The sequence below is a fragment of the Sorangiineae bacterium MSr11954 genome, from assembly GCA_037157815.1.
GTDB classification, from domain to species: Bacteria; Myxococcota_A; Polyangia; order Polyangiales; family Polyangiaceae; genus Pendulispora; species Pendulispora albinea.
Genome location: CP089984.1, coordinates 8,101,524 through 8,118,894, shown reverse-complemented (window position 1 = coordinate 8,118,894; position 17,371 = coordinate 8,101,524). Strand labels below are relative to the sequence as shown.

Sequence of the window (17,371 nt, the reverse complement as noted above, 5' to 3'; positions counted from 1 at the left end):
GCCGGCGACATGAAGGCGCAGGAATCTGCTCCTTTTGCTCGGCGTTCGGTATAGAGATGCTCGTGACGAAAACCTCCGAACCACGCGTTCTGCGTCCCCGCCGAGCGGCTCCGGCCGACGCCGTACGGCTCACGAGGGCCGAGATCAACCTCGCGTCCCTCCGTCACAATTTGCGGGTGGTCCAGCGCCACGCGGGCCAAGCGAAGATCTGGGCCGTGCTGAAGGCCGACGGCTACGGACACGGCGCACCCGCGGTGGCGCGCACCTTGGAGCGGGCAGGGGTAAACGGCTTCTGCGTGGCGCTCCTCGAAGAGGGCATCGAGCTGCGCGAGGCCGGCATCACCGCGCCCATTCTGGTCATGGGCGGCTACTACGGCTCGGCGCAGGCCGAGGTGCTCGCGCGCGGCCTGACCCCCGTCGTCTACGACGAAGCGCAGCTCGAGGCGTTCGCGCGCCTGGTGCGCAGCGGGGAGGTGCGAGGGCCGGTCGACGTGCACGTGAAGATCGACACCGGCATGTCACGCCTCGGCATCACCCTGGACGAGCTGCCCGACTTCGCCGTCCAGCTTCGGGCGTACGAAGCGCGAAACGAGCTCACCGTCCGCGGCTTGATGACCCACCTGGCGCAAGCCGACGCGCTCTCGCCCGAGGAGACGCAGTCGCAAATCGCGCTCTTCGACGAAGCCACCGCCTTTTTGCGCGAGCGCGGCGTCGTCCCCGAGGTGCGCCACGCCGCCAACAGCGCGGCCGTCCTCCGCTCGGACATCGCCGAAGCCGATGCGCGCTTCGATGCCGTGCGACCCGGAATTGCGCTCTTCGGGGTGGCTCCGCCGCTCATCACGGGCGACGAGGCTCCGCGCTCCAGCCCCGTCGGCGAGCTTCGCCCGGTGATGCGCGTTCGCTCGGAAATCATCGACCTGCGCGAGATCCCCGCCGGCGGCAAGGTGGGCTACGGCGCCCTCTGGCGGGCGCCCCGGCGCTCGCGCATCGCGACCATCGCCATGGGCTATGCCGATGGGCTCTCGCGGCAGCTCTCGAACAAGGGGCACGTCCTCGTCCGCGGGAAGCGCGCCGCCATCGTCGGCGCCGTATCCATGGATATGGTCATGATCGACGTGACGGATCACGAGGGCGTGAGCGTGCGCGACGAGGCCGTCGTTCTAGGGTCGCAAGAGGGGCCGCTCGGGCGCGACGTGATCTCGACGCAGGAAATTGCCGGGCACGTGGGGACGATCGCGTGGGAGGTGCTCACCTCGATTTCGCGGCGGGTTCCGCGGTTCTATCGGGAGCCGTAGGGAAAGAAGAAGAGGATGGAACCGCCAGGGCACGAGGGTCGCGAGGGGTTTCGATGCATTCGGACCTGTTGGCGACCTAGCGTCCTGGCGGTCGATTCAGGGGGCGCGGATGTACGAGCTCGCACGAGAAGGGGGTAGGAAGCCTCTTCGTCGCGCGACCTTGCCTGCGTCGCGCGGCGCCGCCTTCGCCGCGCGACGCCGCCGGCGATATGCGCCTAATCGCAGTCCGTAATTTGTACTTGGTAATTGATCGGCTGCGATATACCACTAACGCTAACCGAATAAGTGTGCCCCTTTTGCGAAGTCCAGCCGTTGGGCACCATGCGAATCGCATATCGGCTGCCGTAGTTCGCGCCCAGGACGTTGACGGTCACCGGCATGTTGGTGCCGCCGTCGGTGATGGTGACGGTGCCCTTCGAGAGATCGATGGTGTCGCTCTGGATCGACCACCCCGTCTTGTCGAGCTGGTAGCTGAACGACGCCTTGAGGGCGCCGGAAGGGAAGGGCCCCCCCGGCGGCCACGCCACGTACGGGCGCGCCTCGTTGCCGCTGCCGCCGATGACGTTCATGCACGAATAGTTGCTGGTGGAGCCGAGGCCGATGGGCCCGAGCGACTTCGAGAGGATCCAGCGGCGGTGGCCGAGCGTCGTCTCGTTGCCCGGATCCGACATGTAGAGATCCACGGCCTTCACCCCCGGGGTGGTGGCGATGTTGCTCCGCCCCGCGCCATCGGCGCCGTCTTGCGAATAGCACTTCCAGGTGGTGGGCGGCGAGTGGTTGAGCGACTTGTTCGCGTCCATCATGAGCGCGCACTGCTGGCTCTTCGCGTTCTTCGCCGCATCGTCGGTGACCGGGGAAAGCGCCGCCATCCAGCGATAGAGGTTCACCAGCTTGAGCGCGTTCGCGCGCCCCGGAGAGGCCGTGTCGCCCGCGTTGCACGCGGCCACATTGCCGCTCCACGCGCCCTCTGCGCGCTCCTGCCGATCGCTCCGCCATCGCGCGCAAACCTGCGCGGCCGGATCGGGGCCGGGGCTGGGGCCCGCGTCCTTTGCGCCCGATCCCGCGTCGGTCACCACCGGGCCTCCCGCATCGCGGGGCGGCGGCGGCGCGGAGGCGCGCGCGTCCGAGCTTCGACCTCCATCCTCCAGCTCCACGTCGTCCGGTGTGCCGTCGGGCGGCGCGTTCGGCGGGGCCCCGAGCTGCCCATCGTTCGAGCCTCCACCCGCCGGATCGCCCTTCGGCGGATCGTTCGGTGGGTCGTTGGTCGCGGACGGATCTTTGTCGCTGGAACAGCCGCCGAACACCGAGGCCACGCCGGCGGTAAAGAGACAGATTGCGAGTGCTGAAGGACGAAACATGTCCTTACCTCCTCGAAGAAGGGATCGATGGATGTTGTGAGCGCGCTGCCCCCGCACGTGAAATAAGCGGTCAGCGCCCCACCACCTTGATGGCAAAGGACGGCGGTGCCAACGCAAATCCAAACTGCGAATGCCAAATACCGTTATTGGTGATTTGACGCACTCTCGCTAGAACGAAGCGCGTCGTTTACCTACATCGCGCACGCCCCATGCGCCGCGCGCGTTGCGTGCGCTCCGCGGGCACGCCGTTGCACGATGGTCATCGAGCCGGCACGGCTCTGCGGCACACACTTTCTCGGATCGAGCCAGATTCCCGAGCGGGTGATCACCCTGGATCTATGTTGCTCTGTCAACGCTTTTCAGCGCGCCGCCCGAAGAATCCAAGCGGAATCCAAAAATGAGACCCCAAGGTGGGCGGAGTGCGAGAACTGCATCTTGCCTCTTGCGGAGGCATCAGAAATTGGCGAATAGTGCCGCATTAATCTTGTCGTGTCTTATCCGCAGCTTGAGATCGCGCCTGTCTACCTCGAGAACCCTCCATCTAGTCCAGGTATTCCCGAGCACACCGCGGTTCTCAGGTAAGGAGTCCGTTTACCGATCGCCCATACTCTGCCGAATGCCCATACATAGGGGGGCTAGGCTCAACCGTAAATTTGCCTTGTCAAAGACAGTCCCAACCGAAGAGCGCACCCGTCGCCAGCAGGTAAGGGTGTGTTCGCGGCCCGGGCAACGGGGAGCAATGAGACGAAGAACTTTTTCCAACTGGGCACTTTCCGCGGCGGCGATATCCGCCACGGTCGCAATCGTAGCACCGGCAAATGCGCAGGGAACGGCGGTCCTTACCGGCAAGGTTGTCGATGCCGAGACGAAAAAAGGAGCGCGCGACGTCGTTGTCACGGTGACTTCGCCCGCCCTTCAGGGTGAGCAGATCGTCACCACGGACGCTTCTGGAACATACCGCATCCCGTCATTGCCGCCAGGCGTCTATACGCTGCACCTCGACAAAGAAGGATACCGCGCATACCAGCGCGATCAGATCCAGATGCGCGCGGATGCGACCATCCGCCTCGACGCCGACATCCTCCCCGAAGGTTTGAAGGCCGCGGAGGTCGTCGTCGTCGCCCACGCGCCCACGGTCGACATCGGATCGAGCACCACGGGCTCCAACGTGAACAGCGACTTTACGTCGCGCATCCCCGTCACGAACCCCGGTGCGCACGGTGGTGCGCAGCGCACGTTCGAGTCGGTGGCGGAGTCCACCCCGGGCGCCAACGCAGACCAGTACGGCACGTCGGTCAACGGCGCCACGTCCCCCGAGAACTCGTACATCATCGACGGCCTTCGAACGAACAGCGCCAAGTACGGCATCAACGGCTCGCCGCTCTCGATCGAGTTCATCAAAGAGGTGAACGTCCTCTCCGGCGGTTACATGCCCGAGTACGGACGCTCGACGGGCGGCATCCTCAATGTCGTGACCAAGTCGGGCTCCAACGAGTACCACGGGTCGGTGTGGGCCAACTGGACCCCGGGCGCCCTCGAAGGCAGCCGAAAATACCCGTACTTCCTGGGCACGGCCGTCCAGACGCGCCGCAACCTGGGCAACATTTACGACGTGGGCTTCGATCAGAGCGGCCCGATCGTCAAAGACCGACTTTGGTACTACGTCGGCTTCGGCGTCTCGCGCGCCATCTACGATTTGGATCGCACGATCTGGCAGAGCGCCCCCGGCACCAACGGCTTGCCGGACTACAACGTGCAAGGGACGGAGGTCCCGGGGAGCCTTCAAAAATTCAAGGCGGTCCAGACCTCGTATCAGTTCGTCGGCAAGCTCGATTTGCGCATCAATCAGGACAACAAGCTCGCCTTGACCTTCACGGCCACCCCGACCACGGCGGGCGGTGGCGGCGATTATGCGGTGAGCCCCACCACCGGCCTCGTCGAGAACGCCACCACGTCCGAGTTCAACCTCACGGGCGCGTATGGTGCGCTCGCCCGCACGTATCGCTCGGGCGCGTTCGACACCGTGATCAAATGGACCTCGGAGTTCGACAACAAGTCGAAGATCCTCGATACGACCTTTGGCTGGCACCACGAGCTCGGCGGCCGCCTCTCGGCCGACGGCTTCAATGTCGGCAGCGGCTTGGGGCTCTCGGGGCTCCCGCAAGTTCGCTACCGCCGGAGCCCCAATCTGCACGGGGTCGAAGAGTTCGAGAGCGTTCCGTCGGGATCGTGCACCCCGGTCAAGGATCCCTCCGATCCAACCGGCAGAAAGACGCTGACCACCTGCCCGCTCCAGACCTACAGCGGCGGCGGCCCCGATTTTCTCGATCAGCAGGTGTTCGACGTCTACTCGGGCAAGAGCATCCTCACCGTCCTCGCGCAGGCGGCGGGGCACCATGTCATCAAAGCAGGCGTCGAGCTCGAGCTGCTCTCGTCCTGGTGGAGCCGCGGCTACGGCGGTGGCGTGACATGGCGCGAGAACGGCAGCGGCAGCCGGTTCGACCGTTATCGCGGTTACGGCTATGCGCAGTCGCCGGACGAGGGAATCGGCATTACGCGCCTCGTCACCAGGACGCACTCCTTCAACGTCGGTGGGTTCATCCAGGACAGCTGGCAGGTCATGGATAAGGTGACCCTGAACGTCGGCGTGCGTTACGACAATCAGTTCATGTTCGGCAGCGACGGGAAACTGCGCATGTCGCTGGTGAACCAACTTTCGCCGCGCGTCGGTGTCATTTTCGATCCCACCCAGAGCGGTCGTTCCAAGCTGTTCTTCAACTACGCGCGCTTCTACGAGAGCGTCCCGCTGGACCATTTGGATCGGCAGACGGGCGAGGGCCGGCTGATGGGCGCCGTGGCCCCGGCCCGATGCAACCCGCTGGACGTCGCGCAAGCGACCACCGTTTGCAACGCCGACGCAGCGCAGCTCACGGGGAAGGCCCGGGGCGGCGCCGCGCCAATCGAAGGCGTACCGGAGCGGAAGTACCAGGGTACCGGCGGCGGAAAGTCGATCATCGATCCGGATCTGAGCCCGCAGTCGCAGAGCGAGATCGTGGCCGGCGGCGAGTACGAGATCGTGAAGAACGGTCGTTTTGGCTTGTCCTACACGCGACGATGGATGAACAACATCGTCGAGGACATGAGCAACGACGAGGGGACCACGTACTTCATCGGCAACCCGGGCAAGGGGATCGCCAAGGGATTTCCGGAGGCCTCGCGGAACTACGACGCGGGCACCGCGTACTTCATGAAGACCTTCGCGGACCAGTGGCTCGCCCAGGTCAGCTACACGTTGTCCTGGCTGCGCGGCAACAGCGCGGGGCTCTACGATCCCACCACCGGTCAGCTCGACCCGAACATCAACTCCACGTTCGACCTGAAATCCCTGTTGGTCAACCAGACGGGCGATCTTCCGGGCGACCGTCGGCATCAGATCAAGGTTTACGCTGCCAAAGACATCAACGTGACCAAGGAGTCCGTGGTTCAAGTTGGTGCATCGGTGAACGTTCGTTCCGGTTCCCCTACCAACTTCTTGGGGAGTCACCTAATCTACGGAAGCGATACCATCTACCTGCTCCCCCGCGGCACCGGCGACCGGTTACCGTGGAACGGGAACGTGGGAACCCACGTCGGTTACAACGTCAAGTTCGAGAACGGGATGACCCTGGGACTTACCATGGACATCTTCAATCTCTTGAACTTCCAAACCGAACTGAGTAGGGACAATCGTTACACTGCCGTCGATGTCTTGCCCATCGCCAACGGGAGTCGAGCCGACCTCGATCAACCGGGTGCCATCCGGCGCCAAGACGGCAGCGCATTCGAGCCTAGCCAGAAAAATCCGAACTTCGGGAACGCCAACAATTATCAAGAGCCGCGGCAGTTCCGCTTCGGCATTCGAGGGAGCTTCTGATGTACGCGTCCATCTTGCATTATGTCCGGTCCGCACGTGTCTCGCGCCTCGTCGGCGCGGGTCTCGCCGCCTCCATCGCCTTCGTTGTGGGCGGCGTTGGATGCGATCAATCGACTCCTCTATGCCGTACCGGTACGGGGACGTACACGGTTAAGTACACCCTCGTTTCGGGTACCGGAGACTGCTCCAAGCTCGATACCGACGTTATCTACGTCAACTCCTACAACGACGTCGGCGAGGACGGCCGTCCCAACTTGGAGCGGATCTCGGCCGCGCTGGCCCCCGGCTTCCTCGCTGGCGAGCTCGATCGCGTCCAGGGCCGCCTCGGGCTGAAGCCCCCCGTCGATCCGGACCCCAATGCCGACCACCACCACTGGGCGTGGGGTCACTTCACGAGCAGCGAGCCGTCGGGCAACTTCTGCGTCATCGACAACGCCGAGTTGATCGCGAACGCGGCGGTTCAGGAGTACCCGGCCGTTCCCGCCGTCCCCGGCTCCCCCGGCGAGCTCAAAGATCCCGCCGACAAGTGCACGTACGCGAAGCCGCCGGTCAAAGCCCGAGCGGCCGAGCCCCCGACCAAGCACCGCGCCGAGTTCACGAACTGGCGCGTCTTCTTCACGCCGGCGCACGCGGGCAATCAGTTTAGCGTGCACCTGAAATACACCATCGAGAAGGAAGGCAAGGCCGCCGAGACGTGCGAATACGACGGCCGCGCCGCGCTGTTCGGTCTCCGCCAATCGTGCGACAAGGGTGACGGCAAGACCAAGTTGCCCGAGGCGTGCGATCCGGAAGGTCATCCGGATATCAAGCAGCTCGCCGCGAAGGATACCTGCGACAAGGCCACGGGCGAGGTCACGACCGAGTACGTCGAGGGGCAAGGCCTCGGCACCGGCTCCGGCGTCGACCCCGACTTCCCTGTCGAGTGCGATGACTCGCTGGTCTGCGTCATCAAGGGACCGGTTCCCGCCCTCAAGTAGGTCGTCAAGCTAAAATCGTTCACAGCGTTTCGCCGGCCTAATACCACTTTGTTGCAGTGCGGCAAATTGCAGGTGTTTAGGCCGGCGGAGTGCTTCGTAGAAACCTGAAGATGTTTGCGGACTCGGGGTAGACATGTCCCGTGAGGCTGCTAGGGTGGCGCATCTCATCGATGTCCCACCCATCGGCAGAGCTTGCCTCTCGGAGTTGAGTTGAGACAAGTACTTTGAATACGGGGTGAGTGAGGTGTACGAGCGCGATGTTTGATTCAGTCCTTGGCCGCGGAGCCCAGCCTCCCCGAGTGTTGTTTCGGGGTGCACTCGTATCCGTCCTGGTGCACGTCGCGGTGCTAGGGCTCGCGATATACATCTCGGTGCGTGCGCACCAGGAGATCAAGAAGCAGGCGACGGAGGTAAAATTCGTTGCCCCGCCTCCTCCGCCACCACCGCCCCCGGTGGCGACGGCCGTTCCGCGTACGGAAAAGCGGCAACAGCCGAAGAAGGAATTCATCAAGAAGCCGGACACCATCGTGGAGTCCAAGGAACCGCCGAAGGAAGACACCACGGCGAAGGGCGGCGACGCCGAGGAGACGAAGCCCTCCACGTGCGGTGGTCCTGGACAGCCGGTGTGCTGCGGCGGACCTGGCGATCCTCCGTGCCGTCATTGCGGTGGACCTGGCGAGCCGGCGTGCTGCGGCGGGCCCGGCGAGCCGGCGTGCGCACCTGCAAAAGCAGCCGTCTGCGGTGATCCTGGGATGCCTCCGTGCCCTCCCACCACCACGGCGATTCCGTTCGGCGCGGGCATGGTTCGACCCACCCTCACGGCGGGTGAAGAGCAGCCCCAGTTGTCGCGTGAGGCGCTGGAGGCCAAAGTCGAAGGCCTCGTCATCGCCAAGTGCACCATCACTACGGAGGGGACCGTTACGAACTGCAAACTCATCAAGACGCTGCCGTTCATGGACGAAGCCATCAAGAACAACTTGATGGCGCGCAAGTACACGCCGGTCATGTTTCAAGGCCACCCGGTCTCGGTCGAGTACACCTTCACCTTCCGTATCGTTCAGAAATAAGTCTCTCTCATTGCCAGCGCCACACGCAGGGGCGCGTCCGTCGGAGTAAGGAATATGGATTTTTCACTGATGGGGTTGTGGACCAGCATGGGGGCGTTTGCCAAGGGCATCGTCATCGCGCTGGCCATCATGAGTTTGGCATCGCTCCTGGTCGCGGGAGAGCGTCTGATCATCTTCGCGCGTTCGCGCAAAGAGTCGTTGCGTTTCGCCGAGCAGCTCGGTGGCGTGCTGACCTCCGACAGTCTGCGTGAGGCGGCGGCGAAGAGCTTCAAGGGCGACATCGGCTATCTCGGGCGCACCATCGCGGCGGGCCTCAAGGCCTTCAACTCGGGCGGCAGCTCGACGGACGACGAGAACATCCAGCTCACCGAGGAATCGGTGGCCCGCGCGCTCGAGCGCCAGACCGCGCGCGAAGTGCAGAACCTGAAGCGAGGGATCAGCGTGCTCGCGACCGTTTCGTCGACGGCGCCGTTCGTCGGACTGCTCGGGACCGTCATGGGTATCGTCAACTCGTTCCAGCAGATGGCCGCGTCGGGCTCCGGCGGTCTCGGCACCGTCTCGGCGGGTATCTCCGAAGCGCTCGTCACCACGGCGTTCGGTCTGCTCGTCGCCATCCCGGCGGTTATGCTCTTCAACTACCTCTCGACCTGGGTCGACGCCCGCGCGGTCGACTTGGCCGAGTCCTCGAACGAGCTGATGGACCTGGTTGCCCGTTACCACCGCCGTCACCTGCGCGCGTCCGCGCAAGCGGCGGAGTAGTAGGTCATGGCGTTCGGTGGCGGCGGTAAAGGGGTCAAGAACGAGATCAACGTGACCCCGTTGGTCGACGTCTGCCTCGTTCTTCTGATCATCTTCATGGTCATCACGCCGATGTTGCAGCGCGGTAAGCCCGTCAAGCTCCCCATGGCACACAAGATCGACGAAGAGAAGTCCACGGACCCTCTCGTCGTATCGATGACCGACAAGAAGGAGCTCTACGTCGAGAGCGATCGGGCGACCGACGCGGAGCTCATCGAAAAGGTGAAATCGGTGCTCGAGAAGGAGCCCACGCGCAAGGTTCTCCTCAAGGCCGATACGTCCCTCACGGTGGCCGACGTGCGGCCCATCATGAACAACTTGAAGCTGGCGAACGCTGGCGGCGTCGCCTTGGGCGTCGAGCAAGAGAAGAAGTAGCGCGATGCGAACCAAACCCATTCACATTCGCGAGCCCGTACAGGCGAACAGCGAGATCAACGTCACGCCGCTCGTCGACATCGTGCTCGTGCTTCTGATCATCTTCATGGTCGTCACCCCGCTGCTCGAGAAGGACATCGCGGTGCGCGTCCCGAACTCCGAGAAGGCGGAGACCGTCAGCGAAGTTCCTCCCGATCAGATCATCGTGCACGTGAAGGGCGACAACAAAGTCGACATCAACATGCGCGACGTCGAAGACGGCGACTACGTCTCCGGCCTCAAAGCCCGCCTCGACCCGAAGACCAACGCGGCCGACAAAGTCGTGTTCTTCGTCGCCGAGGACAAGGCCAACTACGGCCGCCTCGTATGGGCCATCGACGGCGCAAAGCTCGCCGGCGCTGAGACCATCGGCATCGCGACCGAGCCGCTGAACTGAGCACAGTGGCGTCGCCGTAAGAGGCGGCGTGAAACGACGAAAAGGAGGCCCATGTGGCCTCCTTTTTCGTTTTGTGCGCTTTGGGTCGATGGGCTCGGGTGCATGCTTTGTTCGAGCTGCGCGGTTGTGTGCGGGTGACCCGTAGAAAGGGCGGGGTCGATCTCCGGCGCAACGAGGGTAAGAGGCGGACCGACTTTTTGTTTGGAGCGTCGGTTCGATGGGGCTCGGGTGCAGGCTTTGTTCGGGCTACGCGGTTGATGTGCGGGTGAAGGGCGGGGTCGATTTCCGGCGCAACGAGGGTAAGAGGCGGACCGACTTTTTTGTTTGGAGCTTCGGGTCGATGGGCTCGGGTGCAGGCTTTGTTCGAGCTACGCGGTTGGTGTGCGGGTGACTCGTAGAAGGGCGGGGTCGATTTCCGACGCAACGAGGGTAAGAAACGGACCGAATCCTGGTGGGAAGGCGCGGTGCTTCGTGGGGCTCGGCACGCGCCGGTCGATGTCACGGGTGGGCAGGAAGGGAGGCGTGGGATGAAGGTCCGTCATCGAGCATTGGCTGCGGCGGCGATCTCGGGGCTCGTTGCAGGGCTGGGATTCGCGTGTGGGGGGGAATCGGGGAATCCAACGGCGTCTACGCCGGATGGCGGCAGGATCGTGGCGCACGACCCGAACGATCCGAATTATCTGCCGCCGGTGGTCGTTTCGCGGACGCCGGTGGACGGTGACGGTCAGGTTTCCGTGCGAGCGCCCATCGAGGTCAAGTTCTCGAAGCAGGTTCAACTCGGTGCGGTGCCGGCGACGGTTCTCGTGGGAGATACGCCGATCGCCGTCGCGAGCACGCTCTCATCGAACAAGTTCACCTTGAGGATTACTCCGGTTGAGTCCATCGTTGCGCCAGCGACGGTAACCGTAAACCTTGGAGACATCTCGGATTTTCAAGGGCGGGGCTTGGAGCCGAAACCGTCGTGGAGTTGGACCGTTCCACTCTGGTTGAGTGCCTCCGAAACCCTCAATGCCATGCCTTACCTGGGAGGTGCGCTGGCCCCAGGGGCTGGAGGAAATACGTATGCGGCGGTGATCGGTGCGGCCGGAGTGACCGTGTTCACGGTCCACTCAGCTAGCAGAAGGTGGACGAAGCTCGGCGACACAATGCCCATTGGACCGGGAAGGTTTGGATTACATTCTCAGGTCGCGCTCGCAGTCGGTAAGGATGGTGCTCCGCTCATCGCGCGTGTCGAGCCGAATCTTGGGATACGCGTTCGTCGGTGGTCCGGCGCTACATGGAACGATCTTGGAGACGCGTTTGGAGGGGCCCGTGCGGGCGAGCAGCTCTTTGCGTTCACGGTCGACGCGTTGGGGCGCCCTCTCTTGGCGTACACGCCATACTCGGCCAGTCGCACCGATATCTTCGTGCAGGTATTTGAAAATGGGGCTTGGTCCATGCTCGGCAATGGCACGCTCAACGACCCTTCCGAGTTCGCGACGTCCCCGTCCATAGCGTTGGACAAGAGTGGAGTCCCTTACATCTTTTTCGCCAGCAACAACGGATCGCCGACTCGAGTCAACCGTGCGCGATTTTTATCCGGCGGTACCTGGAAAACCCTAGGTTCACCGTTCCAGGTCATTACTGGCTCTGCAGGTCGAGGTAATCTCACCTTCGATGACGCTGGGAACCTGTTCAGTATGGTGACATTCGAGGACACTGACGGGAAGTCGCACAATCAGCTATTCGGCTTCGACGGAAAGGATTGGGCGCCGATCGGTGCCGAACTTCCGCTCGGCTCGACGCTGCTGTGCTTTGTTCGAAGGGAACACCTGCTTGCGTTCGTTCGAGCGCCCGAGGGCTCGCCGGCGAAGCTGCGAATCCTCGACATAACGAGAAGCGGATGGACCTCGTCGGACGTACCGCCCACCGCGTCCACGGGACAGAATAGTATGTGTGATGTGGATGCGGATGGCACTCCCGTGATGGCTTCCACGCCAGCATGGAATCAGAACGGTACCGTCAGCTTGCAGCGTCTCAATTGGTGACTCACGGCTTCATGCTCGTGAGCGGCGAAATGGGATAACCGTGAAATGACGAAGAGGGCCCTCGCGAGGCCCTCTTTCGTTACTTCATCATAGATGCAAGTGGCGAATCAGCCGCCGTCGCCGGCATCGCCGCCCGCGTCGGGCTTGGCGAGGCTGCAATCCGTCCGGTTACCCACCGGGTCCGCGCTGTCTTTGCAAACGAGGATCTCCAGCGGGCTGGCGCCAAATGCAAACACGCTGGTGAGTGAGCCCGCCGGCGCGTTCACGCCGACCGCGGAGACGTAGCTATCCGAACCCGTGGCACGGAAGCTCACTGTCGCGTTCGAAAGCGCAGCGCTCGGGACGTAGCCCAATCCAGCGGCGAGGGTCTTGCCCGGGCCGACGCTTTCGGCGAGCGGAGCGAACGACGTGCCGGTGCCGGTGCCGAAGTCGAGGGTCGCCACTGGGCTCGCGTTGAGGAAGCGTACGGTGGCCCGCGACGCATCACCCTTGGGAAGGTCGCCGAGTACTTTGACGGTCGGTTTCCCTTCGATGCCGAGAGGGAACACGGCGATCGTGCCTCGATCACCCACCTTGAAGGCGAGGGGCGCGAGATCGATCTCCCCGCCGATTCGGTTCTCGCATGAGTTTCCAGCTGCCGGTACGAAGATCGCCTTGAGCGGTCCCGGCGGAATCAGACCCAGAACCGTCGGGCTGACGTCGAGGTACTTCGTGACGTCCCTGTACTTGATGCCATCGGGCACCCCGAGGACCTCGAGGATCGGGGGCAGCACATAGCCACCGCCGCCGGCATCGGCCGTCTCGCCGGCATCGCCTGCGTCTTCACCCGCGTCGACCGGTCCCGCGTCGGGCGTGCTTGCCGAGCGGATGCAGACGTCGACGGCAGGATCGTTCAGGATCGGGAGCAAATGGGCGATCCGGAGTGACGCCTTCGGCGCCGTGCTCGAGTCCGGTGCAACGCTGCTGTCCGTCACAGTGGTCGCGTCCGGTCCCGGCGTGGGACGGACCAACGAGCTATCGTCGGGGCAGCCGGCGATGAGCAGGGCCGCAAGCGCCGATAGGGGGAAAGCAATCATGTACCGTCGTAAGCGCATCGTCATAACCTCTCTGTCGGCGTGAAGTTGCCCAATTGTCGCCGTGAAGTTGCACGATCTGACAATGGGCGCAAGAGTCCACTAAAGCCCGCCAATTCTCAAGCCCGAATTCGCATACCTCACCACGCTTCAGCCTATGGATGTCGAGCACTTTCCTCCTGCGGTGGAGAGCCGAACATCCCGACTTGTGACACGCGTTGGCGACATGCGGCAGAGCGGAGGATGCGGCGGGGAAGGGCGTTCGGCGTGGCGCGATCCTTCTTCGAACCACGCACCGCGTCTCGTGCAGCCATCCCGCGTAGCACCATCGCAGCTGTCTCGCGTCGCACACGTTTCCCGCGTTTCATGCCCGCCATCCGCCATGGAAATGCCTGCGCCAGCGCTCCTCGAAAGAAATGTCTTGCCTGAGTGCTTCCGATGATGCACATAACCGGCACTCGGATTTACCTGTCAGCACCTGCTTTCGAACCACCCCTGGTGGTGCGAGATCCGGCCTGGCGGCGCGAAACTTTTGCCCACCTTGGGTGACGCGCCTAACAAATATCACCCTAAGCCGTTGGGTCCTCCGTGGGTCCTCGAGCGAAAAGCTCGGTTCACACGCACCCGATGGCCTCCAGCTGATACCAGCTCGGAGGCCTTCGCGTTTCTAGGAGGACGAAAAAGGCTCGAGTCGGTGGGCGAAAGGCCCGACCGACATGACCTCCAAGCTCGAATCGCACCATGACATCGCCACCGTCGCCATTCACGGCGGAGAGGCGCGCGAGCGGGCACACGATGCGGTGACGACGCCCATCGTTTGCACGGCGACGTATACGTTCTCCTCGACGGACGCGCTCCGCGACCACTTCGAGGGGCGCGTGGAGCGCGAGGAGTACGGGCGCTACGGGAATCCCACGGTGCGCACGGCCGAGCGCAAGCTGGCGACGCTCGATGGCGCGGAGGACTGCGTGCTCTTCTCGAGCGGTATGGCCGCGCTCACCACCACGTTGCTCGCCATGGTCAAGAGTGGCGACCACATCGTGCTCACGTCGGACGTGTACCGGCGCACCCGGCAGTTCGTGGGGACCTTCCTCTCGAAGTTTGGCGTCGAGTCGACGTTGGTGCCGGCCGGCGACGTGGATGCCTGTGCGGCGGCCATCGTGCCCGGCAAGACGAAGCTGTTGATCACGGAGTCGCCGACGAACCCCTACCTTCGCCTGGCCGACATTCCGCGCCTGGCCGCGCTGAAGAAGAGCTCGGGCGCGCGCGGGCTCAAGCTGCTCGTCGACTCGACGTTCGCCACCCCCATCAACCAGCGCCCCATCGAGCTCGGGGCCGACTTGGTCGTGCACTCGTGCACCAAGTACCTGGGCGGGCACAACGATCTGCTCGCCGGCTCGGTGGCGGGCTCCGAGGCCCTGGTGAGCGCGCTTCGCGACACGCGCGGCGTGCTCGGCGGGGTGCTCGATCCGCACGCGGCGTACCTGCTCCTGCGCGGGATCAAGACCTTGGCCCTGCGCGTGGAGCGGCAGAATCAAACGGCGCTTCGGGTGGCGCAGTGGCTCGAGGCGCACCCCGGGATCGAGCGGGTGTACTACCCGGGGCTCGCGAGCCATCCCGACGCGGCCATCGCGGGACAGATGCGCGGGCACGGCGGCGTGGTGAGCTTCCTCGTGCGCGGCGATCTGGAGAGCACGTCGAAGTTCATCGACGCGTGCTCGCTCGCCACCATCGCGCCGTCCCTGGGCGGGGTCGAGACCCTGATCGAGCAGCCCGCGCTCATGTCGCACTACGAGCTCACCACCGAGCAGCGCCTCGCGATCGGCATCCGCGAGAACCTGGTGCGGCTCTCGGTGGGGCTCGAGGACGCCGACGACCTCATCGTCGATTTCTCGCGGGCGCTCGCCACCATCGCGAGCTCGCCGGCCGTGGTGAACGCCGCCAAGAACGAGAAGCCGGAGAAGCAGGAACAAGGCGAACAAGAAGCGGTCGCCCTCGCGAAGTCGAAGGGTGTCGTGGAGAGCTCGAAGGTTACCCGTCGCGTCGAGGAGGCTGTTTCCCATGTCCGTTGAATCCGTGCAGTTGTCCTGGTCGCGTCCCATCTCTGCGCCTCCTCGCGTCGACCGGGTCGCCTTGTTCGTCCTCGGCAAGGGAACGGTGGCGAGCTCGCTGCTCGCGCAAATTGGCGAGCACAAGGCGCGGATCGTGGAGCGCGACGGGCTGTCGCTCGAGATCGCGGGCGTCTGTGATCGCAAGAGCGCGCTCTTCGTCCCGCGCCCCGGGGGGCTCGACCTCGCCGATTGGCGCGGCGCGCTCGGTGCGGCACCCGACGCCGATCCGCGCGAGCGCCGGCCGTTCCTCGATGGCCTCACCCGCCTCGGATCGCGCGTGTCGGTGCTCGTGGATTGCACGGCCGCCGACCGGATGGAGACGCTCTACGAGCAGGCGCTCCTGCGCGGCATCCACGTGGTGACCGCGAACAAAAAGCCGTTCGCCGGATCGCTGCCGAGCTTTCGCCGGCTGCAGACCACCGCGCGTCGCTGCCGGCGCGCCCTCCGGTACGAGACCACGGTGGGCGCGAGCTTGCCCGTGATCGAGACCTTGAAGGATCTGGTGCGCACGGGCGATCGGGTGGAGCTGATCGAGGGCTCGTTCTCCGGAACCCTGGGGTACCTCTCCAACGAGCTGCTCCGCGGCGTGCCGCTTTCGACCGCGGTGGGCGTGGCGCGCGATCGCGGCTACCTCGAGCCGCGTCCGCAAGACGACCTGTCGGGGGTCGACGTGGCCCGCAAGGCCGTGATCCTGGCGCGCGAAATTGGGCTCAACCTCGGCCTCGAGGACGTTCGCCTCACGCCGTTCGTTCCGGCGGAGCTGCTCGCCGTCTCCTCGCCGGAGAGCTTCTTCGAGGTGCTCCCCACATACGACGCCGAAGTGGCGGCCACCGTCGCGCGCGCCCAAGCCGAGGGCAAGGTGCTGCGCTACCTGGCGCGCATCGACCCCGGGCAGCGCCGCATCGACGTGGGCCCCGTGGCCGTCGATGTGCACCACCCGGCGGCGCGCTTGCGCGGCGCGGAGTCGTTCGTGGCGTTTACGACCGAGCGGTACCGCGATCCACTGGTCGTGCAAGGCGCAGGAGCCGGCGGCGCGCTCACCGCCGCGGGCGTGCTCGCGGACATCCTCGCCATCGCGCGCAAGGTTTAGCGCCCGCCCGCCCCGCCGGTGCGCGCCACGCTCGCACGGGCGCGCGCTTCACGGCGAAACGCGGCCTTTGCGTCGCGGTGGTAGCGCAGCTCGAAGGGGACGAGCCGCCATCCGGCCCGCACCGCGGCGCAAAAGGCGCGGAATGCTCGCGCGTCGGCGGCCGTCCACGGGAGCTCGTAGCGCTCGCGCACCACGCTCGGCAAAAGGCCGACCGTGACGAAGTGGGAGAGCGCGCCGATACCGCGAAACACCGGCCACCAGGCGCGGCTCCACCTCGGGTGCACGGGGGTCGACTTCATCGACGCGAGGGCATCGCGCCCGGCCTGCGTCGGCTCGAGCTGCTCCGCCAGCATGCGCGCGTAGTAGGCGCGAAAGCCGTCCACGTTCTCCGGCAGATCGCGGTCCGCCACGCCGTAGAGGTTCCCGATCAGGCGAAACTCGGCGTACAGGCGCGCCGTTTCGTCGCCGGTCAAAGGCTCGCCGAAGTGCGCGCACGCGGCGAGGACCGTCTCGAAGGTCGCCGCGTGCACCCACGCGAAGGGCTCGCGGTCGAGCGCATGGTATGCGCAGCCGTGGGCGTCGATCCCGTGGATGCGCGCGTGCATCGCCCGAAGCTTGCGCGCGGTGGCGATCGCTGCGTCGCCGCCATAGACGATCTGGCGCAACATGGAGAGCGTGCGCTCGAAGCGCCCCCATGGATCGCGCTTGAAGTCGGAGTACTGCACCACGCCCGCGCCGACCGCCGGGTGGCTCACTTGCAGAAGCAGCGCCCGGCCCGCGGCGAGCAGCACCCGGCGCTCGCCGACGATCGTCCACGCGAGCGAGTCTGGCCCCAGCGCCGCCCCCATATT

General features: G+C 64.8%; 13 protein-coding genes. 10 read left to right on the top strand and 3 right to left on the bottom strand.

Going from position 1 to position 17,371, the window contains the following annotated elements; translation table 11 throughout:
- Positions 1-62 precede the first annotated feature (62 nt).
- Entirely contained in the window at positions 63-1,295 is a 1,233-nt protein-coding gene (alr, locus tag LZC94_31420; GenBank protein ID WXB12347.1) for an alanine racemase, read from the top strand.
- Positions 1,296-1,510: 215 nt separating this feature from the next.
- On the opposite strand, the gene LZC94_31415 is transcribed toward alr, so the two are convergent.
- The gene (locus LZC94_31415) at positions 1,511-2,653 is read right to left on the bottom strand and encodes a CAP domain-containing protein (GenBank protein ID WXB12346.1); all 1,143 of its coding nucleotides are present in this window, start codon (positions 2,651-2,653) and stop codon (positions 1,511-1,513) included.
- Positions 2,654-3,551: 898 nt separating this feature from the next.
- On the opposite strand from LZC94_31415, the gene LZC94_31410 reads away from it, so the two are divergent.
- From LZC94_31410 to LZC94_31380, 7 genes are all read left to right on the top strand, one after another.
- Complete coding sequence (locus LZC94_31410; protein WXB12345.1) at positions 3,552-6,566, top strand: TonB-dependent receptor; 3,015 nt, start codon at positions 3,552-3,554, stop codon at positions 6,564-6,566.
- Positions 6,566-7,543: a hypothetical protein gene (locus LZC94_31405; GenBank protein WXB12344.1), complete on the top strand. Its 978-nt coding sequence runs from the start codon at positions 6,566-6,568 to the stop codon at positions 7,541-7,543. The genes LZC94_31410 and LZC94_31405 overlap by 1 nt, the downstream gene beginning before the upstream one ends.
- A gap of 371 nt (positions 7,544-7,914) precedes the next feature.
- Positions 7,915-8,610, top strand: a complete 696-nt coding sequence (locus LZC94_31400; protein WXB12343.1) for an energy transducer TonB — start codon at positions 7,915-7,917, stop codon at positions 8,608-8,610.
- Positions 8,611-8,664: 54 nt separating this feature from the next.
- The gene (locus LZC94_31395) at positions 8,665-9,369 is read left to right on the top strand and encodes a MotA/TolQ/ExbB proton channel family protein (GenBank protein WXB12342.1); all 705 of its coding nucleotides are present in this window, start codon (positions 8,665-8,667) and stop codon (positions 9,367-9,369) included.
- Between the two features lie 6 nt (positions 9,370-9,375).
- Positions 9,376-9,783, top strand: a complete 408-nt coding sequence (locus LZC94_31390) for a biopolymer transporter ExbD (protein ID WXB12341.1) — start codon at positions 9,376-9,378, stop codon at positions 9,781-9,783.
- A gap of 4 nt (positions 9,784-9,787) precedes the next feature.
- Positions 9,788-10,219 carry a biopolymer transporter ExbD gene (locus tag LZC94_31385; protein ID WXB12340.1) on the top strand — a complete coding sequence of 144 codons (432 nt, stop codon included), beginning with the start codon at positions 9,788-9,790 and terminating at the stop codon, positions 10,217-10,219.
- Between the two features lie 527 nt (positions 10,220-10,746).
- Positions 10,747-12,246, top strand: a complete 1,500-nt coding sequence (locus LZC94_31380) for an Ig-like domain-containing protein (protein WXB12339.1) — start codon at positions 10,747-10,749, stop codon at positions 12,244-12,246.
- Positions 12,247-12,353: 107 nt separating this feature from the next.
- Here LZC94_31380 and LZC94_31375 read toward each other — a convergent pair whose 3' ends face one another.
- Positions 12,354-13,322 carry a hypothetical protein gene (locus tag LZC94_31375; protein ID WXB12338.1) on the bottom strand — a complete coding sequence of 323 codons (969 nt, stop codon included), beginning with the start codon at positions 13,320-13,322 and terminating at the stop codon, positions 12,354-12,356.
- A gap of 713 nt (positions 13,323-14,035) precedes the next feature.
- Here LZC94_31375 and LZC94_31370 point away from each other — a divergent pair.
- On the top strand, positions 14,036-15,391 hold the full coding sequence (locus LZC94_31370; protein WXB12337.1) for an aminotransferase class I/II-fold pyridoxal phosphate-dependent enzyme: 1,356 nt from the start codon (positions 14,036-14,038) through the stop codon (positions 15,389-15,391).
- Positions 15,381-16,520, top strand: coding sequence for a hypothetical protein (locus tag LZC94_31365; protein ID WXB12336.1), 1,140 nt, complete (start codon positions 15,381-15,383; stop codon positions 16,518-16,520). The genes LZC94_31370 and LZC94_31365 overlap by 11 nt, the downstream gene beginning before the upstream one ends.
- Here LZC94_31365 and LZC94_31360 read toward each other — a convergent pair.
- Positions 16,517-17,368, bottom strand: a complete 852-nt coding sequence (locus LZC94_31360) for a DUF2236 domain-containing protein (GenBank protein WXB12335.1) — start codon at positions 17,366-17,368, stop codon at positions 16,517-16,519. The genes LZC94_31365 and LZC94_31360 overlap by 4 nt on opposite strands.
- Positions 17,369-17,371: the final 3 nt, after the last annotated feature.

Excerpts from the sequence above, each read along its gene's own strand:
- LZC94_31360 (WXB12335.1), bottom strand. The coding sequence starts at position 17,368 with ATGGGGGCGGCGCTGGGGCCAGACTCGCTCGCGTGGACGATCGTCGGC.
- LZC94_31370 (WXB12337.1), top strand. The coding sequence starts at position 14,036 with ATGACCTCCAAGCTCGAATCGCACCATGACATCGCCACCGTCGCCATT.
- LZC94_31365 (WXB12336.1), top strand. The coding sequence starts at position 15,381 with ATGTCCGTTGAATCCGTGCAGTTGTCCTGGTCGCGTCCCATCTCTGCG.
- LZC94_31395 (WXB12342.1), top strand. The coding sequence starts at position 8,665 with ATGGATTTTTCACTGATGGGGTTGTGGACCAGCATGGGGGCGTTTGCC.
- LZC94_31385 (WXB12340.1), top strand. The coding sequence starts at position 9,788 with ATGCGAACCAAACCCATTCACATTCGCGAGCCCGTACAGGCGAACAGC.
- LZC94_31375 (WXB12338.1), bottom strand. The coding sequence starts at position 13,322 with ATGATTGCTTTCCCCCTATCGGCGCTTGCGGCCCTGCTCATCGCCGGC.
- LZC94_31415 (WXB12346.1), bottom strand. The coding sequence starts at position 2,653 with ATGTTTCGTCCTTCAGCACTCGCAATCTGTCTCTTTACCGCCGGCGTG.
- LZC94_31390 (WXB12341.1), top strand. The coding sequence starts at position 9,376 with ATGGCGTTCGGTGGCGGCGGTAAAGGGGTCAAGAACGAGATCAACGTG.
- LZC94_31405 (WXB12344.1), top strand. The coding sequence starts at position 6,566 with ATGTACGCGTCCATCTTGCATTATGTCCGGTCCGCACGTGTCTCGCGC.
- LZC94_31380 (WXB12339.1), top strand. The coding sequence starts at position 10,747 with ATGAAGGTCCGTCATCGAGCATTGGCTGCGGCGGCGATCTCGGGGCTC.